Annotated in this window: 13 protein-coding genes; 2 read left to right on the forward strand and 11 right to left on the reverse strand. The window is 40.2% G+C overall.

Going from position 1 to position 14340, the window contains the following annotated elements; genetic code table 11:
- Positions 1 to 33: 33 nt before the first annotated feature.
- The gene (gene ccpA, locus CH76_RS02500) at positions 34 to 1032 is read right to left on the reverse strand and encodes a catabolite control protein A (RefSeq protein WP_036142480.1); all 999 of its coding nucleotides are present in this window, start codon (positions 1030 to 1032) and stop codon (positions 34 to 36) included.
- A 113-nt stretch (positions 1033 to 1145) separates the two neighbouring features.
- The gene (locus tag CH76_RS02505) at positions 1146 to 2231 is read right to left on the reverse strand and encodes a bifunctional 3-deoxy-7-phosphoheptulonate synthase/chorismate mutase (RefSeq protein ID WP_036142483.1); all 1086 of its coding nucleotides are present in this window, start codon (positions 2229 to 2231) and stop codon (positions 1146 to 1148) included.
- Between the two features lie 172 nt (positions 2232 to 2403).
- Between CH76_RS02505 and CH76_RS02510 the strand changes: the two genes are divergently transcribed.
- Entirely contained in the window at positions 2404 to 4542 is a 2139-nt protein-coding gene (locus CH76_RS02510) for a cell division FtsA domain-containing protein (RefSeq protein ID WP_036142487.1), read from the forward strand.
- A gap of 36 nt (positions 4543 to 4578) precedes the next feature.
- On the opposite strand, the gene CH76_RS02515 is transcribed toward CH76_RS02510, so the two are convergent.
- The 8 genes from CH76_RS02515 to CH76_RS02550 all read right to left on the reverse strand — a co-directional run bounded on the left by CH76_RS02515 (position 4579) and on the right by CH76_RS02550 (position 13063).
- Positions 4579 to 4986, reverse strand: coding sequence for a YtxH domain-containing protein (locus CH76_RS02515; protein ID WP_051910163.1), 408 nt, complete (start codon positions 4984 to 4986; stop codon positions 4579 to 4581).
- 25 nt (positions 4987 to 5011) lie between these two features.
- Positions 5012 to 5494 (reverse strand): DUF948 domain-containing protein, encoded by a 483-nt coding sequence (locus tag CH76_RS02520; protein WP_051910165.1) that lies wholly within the window; start codon positions 5492 to 5494, stop codon positions 5012 to 5014.
- A 73-nt stretch (positions 5495 to 5567) separates the two neighbouring features.
- The gene (murC, locus tag CH76_RS02525) at positions 5568 to 6872 is read right to left on the reverse strand and encodes a UDP-N-acetylmuramate--L-alanine ligase (protein WP_036142490.1); all 1305 of its coding nucleotides are present in this window, start codon (positions 6870 to 6872) and stop codon (positions 5568 to 5570) included.
- Between the two features lie 195 nt (positions 6873 to 7067).
- Positions 7068 to 9785, reverse strand: coding sequence for a DNA translocase FtsK (locus tag CH76_RS02530; protein WP_036142493.1), 2718 nt, complete (start codon positions 9783 to 9785; stop codon positions 7068 to 7070).
- Between the two features lie 168 nt (positions 9786 to 9953).
- Positions 9954 to 10559, reverse strand: a complete 606-nt coding sequence (gene ytpR, locus CH76_RS02535) for a YtpR family tRNA-binding protein (RefSeq protein WP_036142495.1) — start codon at positions 10557 to 10559, stop codon at positions 9954 to 9956.
- 3 nt (positions 10560 to 10562) lie between these two features.
- Positions 10563 to 11369: a DUF1444 family protein gene (locus tag CH76_RS02540; protein WP_036142499.1), complete on the reverse strand. Its 807-nt coding sequence runs from the start codon at positions 11367 to 11369 to the stop codon at positions 10563 to 10565.
- Positions 11370 to 11432: 63 nt separating this feature from the next.
- Positions 11433 to 11939 (reverse strand): DUF84 family protein, encoded by a 507-nt coding sequence (locus CH76_RS02545; RefSeq protein ID WP_369792349.1) that lies wholly within the window; start codon positions 11937 to 11939, stop codon positions 11433 to 11435.
- Between the two features lie 47 nt (positions 11940 to 11986).
- On the reverse strand, positions 11987 to 13063 hold the full coding sequence (locus tag CH76_RS02550) for a M42 family metallopeptidase (RefSeq protein ID WP_036142505.1): 1077 nt from the start codon (positions 13061 to 13063) through the stop codon (positions 11987 to 11989).
- Between the two features lie 135 nt (positions 13064 to 13198).
- On the opposite strand from CH76_RS02550, the gene CH76_RS02555 reads away from it, so the two are divergent.
- The gene (locus CH76_RS02555; protein ID WP_036142508.1) at positions 13199 to 13513 is read left to right on the forward strand and encodes a peptidase M4; all 315 of its coding nucleotides are present in this window, start codon (positions 13199 to 13201) and stop codon (positions 13511 to 13513) included.
- 95 nt (positions 13514 to 13608) lie between these two features.
- Here the strand turns inward: CH76_RS02555 and CH76_RS02560 are convergent, their stop codons facing one another.
- Complete coding sequence (locus tag CH76_RS02560; protein ID WP_036142511.1) at positions 13609 to 14190, reverse strand: 3D domain-containing protein; 582 nt, start codon at positions 14188 to 14190, stop codon at positions 13609 to 13611.
- Positions 14191 to 14340: the final 150 nt, after the last annotated feature.

Consider the following 14340-nt stretch of genomic DNA (forward strand, 5'->3'; position numbering starts at 1 on the left):
AAATCCAATGACTTTGTCGTGTAGTAGTATTGCTTATTGTTTTGTTGAATCACGTAACTCAATGCGGTACGGTAAAATTACATGTTGCTCTTCGATTTTTTCTTTATCCATAAATTTCGTTAACAAGCGCATAGCTACTGCACCAATATCGTATAAGGGAAGCACTACACTTGAGAGCTTTGGTCGCACCATTTGCGCAAGCTTAGTATCCTCAAAACTAATAACTTCTACATCTTCAGGTACACGTACGCCATTATCTTGTAAGCCGTGGATGATACCAAGGGCAATCTCATCACTTCCCGCAATATATGCGGTAGGTTTTACAACAGCTGTGCGCATTTCGTCAACAGTAGTAATCGCGCCCTCATAGCCTGACTTAACCGCTACTACTAAATTAGCACGGTAGTTTATACCCGCATCTTGAATGGCTTTTTTATAGGCTTTAATTTTATACTCACTATTAATCGTATATTCTTTAGGCCCTACAATGAGTGCTACTGTGTTATTGCGCTGTAATAAAAGAGAAGTTGCCTCATACATCGCATCGAAATAATTAATATTCACTGATGGGATTGTAGCGGATTGATCAACAGAACCAGCTAATACAATTGGTACAGGTGATGTTTCCATCACTTCCTTTACAGCTTTTGTCACTTCATCGGTCATTAATACAATCCCGTCTACTTGCTTACCGAGCATTGTATCAATAACACGTAGTAGTGTTGACTCTTTTTGGTCGGTGTTTGCTAAAAAGATATTGTATTTATACATCGTCGCGATATCTTCAATGCCACGCACAAGCTCTGCATAAATATTATTAGATATATCAGGTATAATTACGCCAACCGTAGTTGTACGCTTGCTCGCTAAGCCTCGCGCTACAGCGTTTGGTCGATAACCTAACCGCTCGATTACTTCTAACACGCGCTTGCGAGTTGCTGGCTTTACGTTAGGGTTACCATTAACAACGCGCGAAACCGTTGCCATCGAAACGCTTGCCTCTCTTGCTACATCATAAATTGTTACTGTCATCGTTTAACGCCTCCTGTCCTTACCTCAATCATACGCTATAATAATTCACTTTTTCAACCAATGCACGACAAAAAAACACCTCAAAGTAAGCCTACTTTAAGGTGTGCTGGTCATTATGCATTCACTTCATGTGTTTTCATGAATTTATTAATTGATTCATAAAACGCATCGAAGGTTGGAATATCCATTTGTTGCTGTGAATCTGATAGTGCAACTGATGGGTCTGGGTGAACTTCTGCCATAACACCGTCAGCGCCAATCGCGATTGCAGCCTTAGCACATGGTAATAATAAATCACGACGACCTGTTGAATGTGTAACGTCCACAAATACAGGTAAGTGTGTTTCTTGTTTTAAAATAGGAACTGCTGAAATATCTAATGTGTTACGCGTTGCTTTTTCGTATGTACGAATGCCACGCTCACATAAAATGATGTTTTCGTTACCTTTAGACATAATATATTCGGCAGCGTGAATGAACTCGTCAATTGTTGCTGCTAATCCGCGTTTTAATAATACAGGTTTGTTTGTAGCACCTGCTGCTTTTAATAGTTCAAAGTTTTGCATGTTACGCGCACCAATTTGGATTACGTCAATGTAATCAAGTGCTTCGTCTAAATGTGCTGGTGTTACAATCTCAGCAATTACGCCTAAATCATACTCATCTGACACACGTTTCAAAATTTTCAGACCTTCAAGGCCAAGCCCTTGGAAGTCATACGGAGATGTACGTGGTTTGTATGCACCGCCGCGAATTAACTTTTCGCCTTTTGCTTTAATTGAGGCTGCTACAGCTGCTACTTGCTCGTAAGACTCCACTGCACATGGTCCAAAAATGAATGATGGTTTACCGTCACCAATTTTTTCGCCGTTTACATCAATAATTGTATCGACTGGTTTTTGCTTACGCGATACTAAAAGCTCTTTTTTCTTTTCAGCTTCTAATTGCTTTAATGCTGTTTTGAAGATTTGTTTAAAAATATAATCAACCGTCATTTGGTTTAATGGACCGTTATTATGCTCTTTAATTAAATCTAGCATGTGTCGCTCACGTAGTGGGTCATAGCGATGTACGCCCTGCTTCTCTTTAAACTTGCCAATTTCATTTACTACTGCAGCGCGCTCATTAATTAAGCGTAAAATCTCTAGGTTTAGGTCATCAATTTGACTACGTAGACCATCTAAATCTTGTTGACTCATATTCTTTCCCCTCTCTCCAACTGTCAGACTCTTTCAGAAGTCTGAAAACTATGTTACATTTTATTGAATACATTTATTATAATCAATATAGTGAAGAATGTCACGTAAAACATTTTAGCAGTTTAAACCACTAAAGTGTATTTCGCAAGAGATTGAAAGGAAGCGGTTTCATTTGGCTACAAAATTATTTGCACTCGATATCGGCACACGCTCGGTAGTGGGCATTATTTTAGAAGAAACTAATGATACCTATCACGTCGCAGATATTATCGTTAGAGAACATAAAGAGCGCGCTATGGTGGACGGACAAATTCATAATGTCGTTTACGTTGCTGAGCTTATTGCAGAAATACGCAAGGAGCTTGAGCAAAAGCACGGCCCGCTAACTAAAGTAAGCGTTGCGGCTGCAGGGCGCTCACTTAAAACAGAAAGAGCTACCGTTACCTTAAACATTCGTAACCGTGCCATTTTTACAGAAGAAGATATTAATCGCTTAGAGTTACAAGCTGTACAACAAGCCCAACAACAGCTCGTGCAACAGCGCGACGATATTGCTAGCTCACATTACTACTGCGTTGGTTACTCTGTTTTACATTACCGCTTAGATAATGAAGCTATTGGAAGCTTGCTTGACCAACAAGGTGAGGTGGCTGCAGTAGAGGTCATTGCTACCTTCTTGCCGCGTGTTGTTGTCGAATCATTAATTGCGGCACTAAAACGTGCTGATTTAGAAATGGATGCATTAACACTTGAACCTATCGCAGCGATTAACGTGCTTATCCCTCAAACGATGCGCCGCTTAAATGTAGCACTTGTTGATATTGGCGCAGGTACATCAGATATTGCTATTACCGACCAAAATACTGTAGTAGCGTACGGCATGGTCCCAACAGCAGGCGACGAGGTGACAGAGGCATTAAGTGATACCTACTTGCTAGACTTTCCTGTAGCTGAACGTATTAAGCGTACGTTAGGTACAGACGAACCTATTATTATGCAAGACATTTTAGGCTTTGACGAAACACACGCACATGCAGATGTGGTACATGCGATTTTGCCTACAGTTAAACAGCTTGCAGAAGCCATTGGCAATGAAATTTTATTACTCAATAATAACGTACCACCTAAAGCCGTTATGCTTGTAGGCGGTGGTAGCTTAACACCACACTTACCCGCATTACTCGGCGAGGTACTAGCTCTCCCTGCTAACCGAATTGCTGTGCGCGGTATTGATGCTATCCAAAATGTGACAAGAGAAGCGCATATTACAGCTACACCTGAGCTAGTTACACCAATTGGCATTGCCATTGCCGCAAAAAAAATGCCTATTCAATATATGTCATTAAAAGTAAACGGACAAATTGTACGCTTATTTGAAGTAAAAGATATGACTGTGGGCGACGCGATGTTAGCCGCAAATATTAGGGCTAAGCAATTATTTGGCAAACCTGGTCAAGCACTTGCGATTAATGTTAATGGTCAAGATATTTTTATCCCTGGCGAACATGGTCAGCCCGCTACCATTTTGTTAAATGGCGAGCCTGCCTCTACTAAAACACGCATTAGCTCTAATGACGAAATTACTATTATGGATGGCAAGGATGGTAAAACAGCGAGCGCTGCGGTCAAAGATATTTTAGATGCTACTCTTACAAAAACAATAACTATTGAAGGTCAACCATTTATACTAGAGCCTAACATTACTGTTAATAATGAGCCCGCTACATTACAAACTCGTTTAAAAGATCGAGACAAGGTGAGCTATATGATGGCACACACAATTGAGGATGCACTAACTCTTGCTAATAAGCGCACACTCATTCAACAGTGTACAAGCTTCTCTGTGTTTGTTAATAATAAGCCGATGCACCTACCAAGGTTTTCGGCGGAGCTCCTTATTAATGACAAGCCAACTAAACTTAGCTACCCTATTAAAAATGGTGACAGCCTGCGCTTACAGCTAGGTGCTAGCCCAACGGTTCAATCAATCGCAAGCGAAGCAGGCATCCGTTTAATTGAAGCCATCGAAGTTACGTTTCAAGGCGAGGCAATTACGCTCGAAAAAATCGAAAATGAAGCGCAACTTAATGGCGTGGCAGTAAAGCCAACAGCTACTGTTACAACTGGCGCAAGCCTTCAATTTATCCCGCGTGAAACCTCACCATTTATTTTTCAAGATGTTTTCCGTTTTTCAGATTGGCAATTACCTACAGTAGCAAGTAGCTTTAAAGTGTTACGTAATGATAGCGAAGTAGGTTTTGACAGTTTAATTTTTGGTGGCGATACGTTAGCCATTCAATTTGACGAATAAAAAAGAAGGAGCTGCCAATCGGCAACTCCTTCTTTTTTAATGTTGAGGTAAATCTTCAAGTGGTTCTTCGCCTTCTACTGAAACTGTACCATCATCTGATGGCACGGTATCTGCTTTAAGCGTTTTAACTTTACCGACTAGTTGATTAGTTTGGTTTTGTATTTGTTGCGACAACTGGGCTGTTTTATCTTTTGCTGTAGTTGATAGCTCTAAGCTTTTATCTTTTAGATTAAGTGCTTGAACTGCTACATCGTCACGTAGCTCACTACCAGACTTTGGTGCTAACAATAAACCTACTGCTGTACCAATAAGACCACCTACCACTGCGCCTACTACAAAGTCTTTTGCACATGTACGTGCTTCTTCATAAATCACTTGATCCTCTTTATACACCTGAGGTAAATTGTGCTTTACCTCATTATAATTTGGTTTTTGCTGTGTCATTTAACTACACCCCTTTGTGTGTTAATTACTTGCTACGTTTCCAAAAACGTTTTTTTTGTGCTTCGTCAGAAGTTAATGTTGTAATTTGTACTTCGTCTGTTTTACGCTCTTTCCATTTGTCAGCAATACCCATTGCTACGTTGCTCCATTGAACAACTTGTGCAATTTGGTCTTTATTTGTTTCTACGCTTGTTGCTACTGAAGATGTAATGCGTTGTACTGAGTTGTTTAAGCCATTAACTGACTCACCAATCCCCTTAACAGCACCTACTACTGTGTTTAATTGTTGTGATTTATCTTGGATATCCTCTGCAAGTGAGTTTGTTTTTTCTAGTAAGAATGTTGTCTCACGTGTAATACCTTGCATTTGACCCTCAATATCACCTAAAACTTTTGTTAAATCTTTAACTGTATCTTTTACAGTAAATAAAGTCATGCCTAAGCTAACACATAAGATTAGAAAAGCAATGGCCGCAACTAATGCTGCTACGTATAATACGATTTCCATACGAATACCTCCTAAAGTTTTTATTTAGATTTACGCATATGTACTTAAATTCGACACGCGCAAAGAAATCCCTTTAATTATTTCGCAATAATTGTTCAAATGCTTTTTGGAATTTGTTGACGTCGCCTGCACCCATAAATAAAAATACAGCGTCCTTATGTTTAAGTAAAACTTCAATATGCTCAAGTGCTAGTGCCTCTGCACCATCAACTAATGCTACTAAATCATGGATGGTTAATTCGCCCTGTTGCTCACGCGCTGAACCAAAAATATCACATAAATATGCTTTATCCGCTTTCGCTAAACTGTCCGCAAATTCTTGTAGGAATTTTTTTGTGCGGGTAAATGTATGTGGTTGGAATACCGCAATGACTTCTTTATCCGGGAATTTTTGGCGTGCTGATTGTAATGTCGCATTAATTTCCGTTGGGTGATGTGCATAATCGTCTATGAGTATAGTATCCCCTATTGTTGTTTGCGTGAAACGTCGCTTTACGCCACCATATGTTGAAAGTCGTGCCTGCACAATTTCTGCTGGAATGCTTTCATAATGACATAACGAAATGACCGCTAATGTATTTAATACGGTATGGTCGCCGTATAACGGAATATGGAACGTGTAATAAAAATCATTACGCAAGTACACATCAAATGTTGTACCTTCTGTTGTTTTTTTAATGTTGCGCGCTTGGAAGTCATTAGACTCGCTAAAGCCATAATAAACAACTGGCACATTCGCTTGAATTTTTTGTAGTTGCTCATCATCACCACAAGCAATAATAGCTTTACTCACTTGGTGCGCTAATGATTGGAAAGCATCAAACACATCATCAACATCTGCAAAGTAATCTGGGTGATCAAAATCAATATTTGTCATAATCGCATAATCCGAATGATAAGCAAGGAAATGACGACGATACTCACACGCTTCTAAGACGAAGAAGGAAGCATCACTATGACCTACACCTGTACCGTCACCAATTAAATAAGACGTTGGCTTATAACCGCCTAGTACATGCGAAAGTAGACCTGTTGTTGATGTTTTACCATGTGCGCCTGTAACAGCTACTGATACATAACGGTTAATATACTCACCTAAAAATTTATGATAACGAATAATCTCGACGCCTAGCTCAGCAGCTTGTACAAGCTCTGGGTGGTCGTCTGGAAAGGCATTGCCTGCAATAACCGTCATGCCTTCTTTAATATTTTGTGGATCAAATGGTAGCACAGTAATATTACGTTCATGTAGTGGTGCCTCAGTAAAGAAATATTTATCAATATCCGAGCCCTGCACCTGTTCACCTGCATCATGTAAAATTTGTGCAAGTGAGCTCATGCCTGAGCCTTTAATTCCTGTAAAGTGAAAAAGTGTCATTATTTTAAACCCCCTGGGATACTTACATCCCTTAATAAACGAAGTAAACTGTGCAAGTAATTCGCACTTTTTTATACAAGCCTGTTCCGCTGCTTGTTCATTTCAACATTGCTAGTTTCATACTATACCCATTACGTTAATTCATCAATCGTTTTTACATATTAGTATACCATTTTCAGTATAGATAAACAGTGCTTATCCGAACATCTCATCTAAGTGTTGTTGTGTAATGTACACATCTCGGGATTTACTACCAACCGCTCCAGAAATGAGCTGTTGTTCCTCTAACATATCAATGATTCGTGCAGCTCGGTTATAACCAATCGAAAATTGGCGTTGCAAGGCTGATGCTGAGGCGCGCTCTGTTTTATAAATAAAATGACATGCCGCTTCGTATAACTCATCTTGCTCTGCAAGCTCAACGTCTTTTACTACGAGCTCTTCTTGATCAAGGAAGTAGTTAGGCTTCCCTTGTGTTTTTACATAAGCTACAACATCTTCAATTTCATCATCCGTTACAAATGTACCTTGTAAACGAATCGGGCTCGACATACCGCTACCAATATACAACATATCACCACGCCCTAATAGACGCTCAGCTCCCTGTTCATCTAAAATCGTGCGTGAATCAATTTGCGATGATACCGAAAAGGCAATACGCGTCGGAATATTAGCTTTAATAACGCCTGTAATTACGTCAACAGAAGGTCGCTGTGTTGCAACAATAATGTGAATGCCACAAGCGCGTGCCTTTTGTGCTAATCGGCCGATAGCCTCTTCTACTTCACTCGCAGTAGACTGCATAAGGTCTGCTAATTCATCAATTACAATTAACATATATGGCATTTTATTTTGTGTTGTGTCGTGCGCTTCAACTAGTTCATTGTAACGCTCAATGCTACGTACTTTAGCAGCTGATAATAACTTATAACGATTTTCCATTTCTGTAACAGCCCACTTGAGTGCACTTGTCGCAATCTTAGGATCCGTAATAACAGGTGTTACTAAATGTGGAATGTCATTATATGAAGCAAGCTCTACATATTTCGGGTCAATAAGCATTAAACGTAACTCATCAGGTGCCGCCTTATATAATAGACTCACTAAAATCGAGTTAATACATACCGACTTACCTGAGCCTGTTGCACCTGCAATTAAGCCATGGGGCATGTTACGTAAATCTACTGTAATCGGCTGACCTGTTAAATCTAACCCGAGCGCTGCCTGCATCGGTGAATCCGCTTCCGTAAACGTTTTGCTAGTAATCACTTCTGATATACGAACAGGACGACTGACGCGGTTAGGGATTTCGATACCAATTGAGCTCTTCCCTGGGATTGGCGCTTCGATACGAATATCCTTTGCCGCTAACGCTAGCTTTAAATCATCCGATAAATTACGAATTTTATTAACTTTTGTTCCTTGACCAATCGTAATTTCAAAGCGTGTCACAGCTGGCCCCTGTACAATATTAACAACTTCTGCACTTACTTGGAAGTGGGATAATGCCTCCACTAGCTGTTCACCCTGCTCTGCCATCCATTGTGTATCTTCTAAATTATCCTCTGGTGCTATTAATAAATCCGTTGATGGTTTATGGTAACACTGAATAATTGATTTTTCGATTGGTGCATCTTCATTTAGAGTAGCTTGTGTAGTTGGCTCCTCACTTACTTGTTCCTTCACAGGCTGTGCTTGTTGTTCAATCGTTTTCTCTTGTGCAATTGGTGCCTCTGTTGTTGCAGATGGCATAGCGCTAATTAGCGCCGCACTACTTTTTTTTTGCGCTAATTTTTCTTTATCACTCTTTAACATAATTACATTAAACGGTAATACACGTTCCTTATCTTTTGGCCCTAGCTCTGGCATACCTTCTGTTACTTCTGCCGAAACTTCCGGCTCTGATTCAACCATCGCTTCTTCTGTTGAAACCTCTGGCTCTGATTCAACCGTCTCTTCTTCTGCTGAAACTTCTGGCTCTGGCTCAACCATCTCTTCTTCTGCTGAAACCTCTGGCTCTGATTCAACCGTCTCTTCTTCTGCTGAAACCTCTGGCTCTGATTCAACCATCTCTTCTTCTGCTTCTGAAACTTCTGACTCTGATTTAAGCATCTCTTCTTCTGTTGAAACTTCTAACGCTAGTTCATGCGCTACTTCTTCTTGTGGAACATCAACAGTTATTTCGTGTTTCTTCATTTCTAACACTTCTGTTTTCTCTGTTGTAACTGACTCATTTATATCAGCGAGTAGTTCCGTAATTGGTGTTTTTTCTACTTCAATATCTGTTGCTTGCGGGCGAGGCGTAATTGGTAGTTTGCGCACGGGTTTTTCCTGTACACTGAACTGTTCTTCTTCGTGCTGTACACGAGCCTCCTCTAGCTTTTTGCTTAAGCCTGTGGACTTTACAAAGCCATGGACAGGTGATGGTACATCTGTTGCCTTGAATGGTGTTTTACGTTCTGACGTTATCGTACGCTGAGTTGTATTTTCAATTGGCTTTGTTTTTGTTGTGGTTGGTTTGATTTTTGTTTTGGCTACTGGCGCTGGCTCTGGTACCGCCTCATATGCACGCTTAGCATTAATCATATCGCGGATAGTTGGCTCTGTGCTAAGCGCAGGTCCCTTTGTACGGTGAACCGTCTTCTTTGTAGAACGCGCCGCTAAAATTTCACTAATGCCTGGGTTTTCAATTTCATAGGTATCGTTATCTAACGGTGCCGGTTGATCGGCTGTACGTTCTGACAAAGGAACATACTGCTCCTCATCTGGGATTAAAGGAAATGTAAAATTCCCCTTACTTGGCTGAGGCTGCTGTGGTTGTGACGGCGGTGGCGTGGTCGGCTGTTGTTGCTGTTCTTCGTATTCATCTTCGCTTGAAAAAATTTTAGTTAGTTGTTTTTTAAACCAATTCATCGCATTCACTCATTTCTTAACTTTTTGCTGTATTAGCGTGCTGTATATAACAGTTACTCTACCCAAGAATACCATATTTTTATGTTAAAATCTTTGAAAAAGCGCGTAGCTACACGATAAATTGCATAAAAAAACCGCGGTAAGGATTTACCGCGATCTGTACTACTATTATGCTTCAAAAGCCTCGCCAATTTTTGCATCTTCTGCTAAAACCATAATGCCTTTTTCAGATGGTGCATTTGGGATTTCTAGCTCACGTGCTGAGCAAATCATACCAAATGAATCGACACCACGAAGGTTACCTTCTTTAATTAACATACCTGATGGCATTACAGCGCCAATTTTTGCGACAACTACTTTTTGACCAGCATCCACATTTGGTGCACCGCATACGATTTGTAGTGTTTCTTCGCCAACGTTTACTGTGCAAATATTTAATTTGTCTGCATTTGGGTGTTTTTCTTTTGTTTCCACATAGCCCACTACAAATTTAGGTGAGAAATCTACATCTAAATTAACGACAGCATCGTTAGCTGCTAATGCTTTTTCAAGCGCGTCAACAAACTCAGGTGTTACTTCAATAATACCTTGTGCTGTTAGTGTCATGTATTTGCTTGCGTTAAATAAATTGAACGCTTTAATTTCTCCAGTTGATGCTTCTTTTAATAAAGCAACATCACCTTTCATTTCTACTACTGTTTTTACAATTGCCTCGCTCGCTAATTGTACTAATAGTACGTCGCCAACGTACGGCTTATTGTATGCTACGTTCATTTGTTATTCTCCTTTAGTGTTTTTATTTTTCGCTAAAATAAAGATTGGCTCAAGCTCACCATCATCATAAACAAATGATAGTGAAGTGATTGGCACCATACCTACTGAAAAGTAATGCATTGTCAGTTGAGCAAGCACATCATAGCCTACTTCGTCACGAATGTCCCCAATAATTAAAACATCTTGGTGCGGAACTGACAAGGTCATATCGCCTTCAATTTGTAATTTCATCTCTTGTAAAAACTTTTCGTTTAAAATACGGCTCGCATCATAGCCATCATTATAGTTAACAAAATAAAAGACACTGCCAGCAACTTCATCGCGCTTAACATCAGTACCTAGGCCTGTTACAGCAAAGCGTGCCGCTTCCTTCACCTGTTGCGTTGTCAGTTGCAATTGCTCAAGCATCGCTTCGTCAATTAGGCGGTACGTATTGCCTAAATCCAGCGCATAAAAAATACGTGTCTCTGCAGTATGCTCGGTTGTAACAAATGCTACTCCCTCTTTAGACTGCTGCGGGAATGAGGTTGAGCGTACTACAGGATAAATTGTTGCTTTACCTGTAAACCCTTGTTGTTGCTCCTGCTCCATTGCCGTAAAAGTTTGTTCAATTGTGTAAATTACCTCGTCAATTGCCGCTTCTTTCTTTTCGTGGTATTTTGCCACTACTTGAGAAATCGCAATGTCCATACCTCGTTGTAATACTGTATGTTGTAAATGCAAACGCTGTCCTTTTTCATCAAATGTATACGTAAAGCGCGTTTCACCGAGACGCTTTTTAATTTCCTCTACCATTTGTTGTTCTTTCATAGTTACGCCCCCTTTAATCTTATTCAGTGTAGAAAATTTTGCGCTAACTTGCAAATGCGCGGCTTACTGATAGCGGTATTGCCCAATAACTAATAATAAAATATGCTCAAACATTTGCTGTCGCGTCACTAAACCATCCGTAAAAATACCAATAGCGCCTTGATTTTGTCGTACGTCTTTTTGTTGTGCATAGCGCTCCATCACAGGCCCTAGCTCCTCACCAGCCAACACAGCATCAGCTACAATTGGTGGTAACGGTAGCTGTGCGCCCGCTGCGGTATATATGCGTTGAGGTGTTGCTAGTGCTACCCAATTACAAATATATAATTGCCCATCAATTAACGTAACACCGCCCTCTAACCCAAAGCCAAGATCTGCGTTTCCTTCGCAGAGTGCATGTTTTGCTCTGTTAATAGCACCTTGTCTTGTTTCTTCGTTTGTCATAGGTTGCTCACTTACATCCGAAGCTACTGCTAGCGCCTCTATACTTGCACCATAAAATTGTGTTACTACTGCCTTAACGACTTGTACCTTCGCCTTATTTTTTGTACCGACGGCCACCTTCATCATATATTCTCTCCTTAAAAAAAGAGCCCCTAAAGGAGCTCTTTGTCAAATTATACGTTAGCACGAATCGCATCAACTGTTGAACGGTCTGCGCCTTGTACTAATTTAATTAATAATTCCTTTGCTGCAGCATAATCATCCACATGCATAACAGAAGCTGCCGTATGAATATAACGTGAGCAAATCCCAATTACTGCACTTGGCACACCTTCTTGTGATTGGTGCACACGACCTGCATCTGTACCACCTTGTGAGGCAAAGTATTGATACGGAATGTTATTGCTCTCAGCTGTATCTAAAATATATTCGCGAATACCACGATGAGTTACCATTGTACGGTCTACAATACGTAGTAATGGTCCTTGTCCTAGCTGACCAAACTGTGTTTTATCACCATTTGCATCATTTGCTGGCGAAGCATCTAGTGCGAAAAATAAATCTGGCTTAATCATATTAGCCGCAGTTTGTGCGCCGCGTAACCCTACTTCTTCTTGCACCGTAGCACCTACATATAAATGATTGCTAACTTCTTGTCCATGAAGTGCCTTAGCAAGATCTAATGCTAAACCACAACCGTAGCGATTGTCCCATGCTTTAGCCATAATTTTTTTAGGGTTTGCCATTGGCGTAAATGGGCATACTGGGATAATCGATTGACCTGGACGAATACCTAATTGCTGTGCATGCTCTTTGCTATCCGCACCTACATCAATTAGCATATTTTTAATGTCCATTGGCTTACTACGCTCAGCCTCTGTCAGTAAATGAGGTGGGATAGATGCAATCACACCTGGTATCTTACCATTCTTTGCAAACACATCTACGCGTTGTGCTAGCATTACTTGATTCCACCAACCACCCAATGGTTGAAAGCGAATCATGCCATTATCTGTAATCGACGTTACCATAAAAGCAACTTCATCCATATGCCCTGCAACCATAATAGTTGGTGCATCAGCATTTTTACTTTTACGTACGCCAAAAATACTACCTAATTTATCTTGAATAATTTCATCTGTATATGGTTCTAATTCGCCACGCATAAATTTGCGTACTGCCCCTTCGTCGCCAGGTGCACCTGGTAACTCTGTTAATGTTTTAAACATTTGTAGTGTTGCTTCATTCATCGTTGACTCTCCCCTTATGTTATACATTTTGCTAGCGTGCTAGCTTTTATTTCATTGTATCATACCAGTTAGGGTGCATAATATAACTAAGCTATGGTAAAATAAAGATATTATCTAATAGGAGGTTTTCTTACAATGAAATTACGTGACTTTTTAATTGGTGTAGCTACAGGTTTAGCTGTTGCTGTCATCATTAAAGAAACTACTGAGCAAGTTGCTCCGTACAAACCAGCTAACAAAGTGCTTGAAAACATTAAAAATGAATTTAAAGAAGTAGCCCCGATTGATGGTTCTTGGATTTTCATGAAAACTGAAGAGTTCTCAAACGGTGTATCAACTGTTCCTGTTTACCGCGGCGGAATTTCTCGTGTAACAGATGGCAACACAGAAACATTTGAATTCGCAGCTGACGCGCGTACGGGCGTAGTTGTCGATTTACAACAAGTATAAATAATTAGCATCGGCGCTCATTGCGTCGGTGTTTTTTTGTACAAAAAAAGATGCCAGCATTTGCTGACATCCTAAGAGAGCCCAAGTTTGCTCTGTTATTTTAATACCTTAATTGTTACCATTTTACGTCCCCATGCATAAGCACGATTTGTGTTATTAATAAATACGTCGATACGGTTACCTTTAATTGCGCCACCAGTATCTCCTGCGATTGCTTCGCCATAACCTTCAACCCATACGCGTGAACCTAATGGAATAACACGTGGGTCAACTGCGATTACTTTTAAGTTAGGGTTAGCACGTAAGTTAATACCCGTTGCTGTAATACCTGAACAACCGTAGCAAAATGCTGTATAAGCTGTTGCTGACACACGCATTGTGCGAGCTACTTCTTTACCGTTGATTGTTTCAACAGTTGGTTTTGCTGGTTGTTGTACAACTGGCTCTGGTGGTGCTACGCCAACTACTAATTTTTGTGTTGGGTACACAAGGTTGTATTGTAAGCTATTCATTTTTTGTAATTCTTCAATTGTCGTGCCATAAACTTTAGAGATTGACCATAATGTTTCGCCTGGTTGTACGATATGCGTTGGTGCTTCTGCTGCGCTTGCTGTTGAAGCGTAAATGCCTGCACTTAATAATAAAGCTCCGATAAGAGCAACTACTTTATTTTTCAATTTTTATTTCCTCCAATAGGTGTGTTTTGTAACTCACTGAGGCTTACTTTACAGAAGTTTTGTTACAAACATATTACAAACATGTATTAACTCCTTAACAAAGTATTACTATGTTACTGACACACACCTACTTTGAAAACCCTTTCATTA

It is taken from the genome of Lysinibacillus sp. BF-4 (genome assembly GCF_000743635.1).
In the GTDB taxonomy this organism is placed as follows: Bacteria; Bacillota; Bacilli; order Bacillales_A; family Planococcaceae; genus Metalysinibacillus; species Metalysinibacillus saudimassiliensis.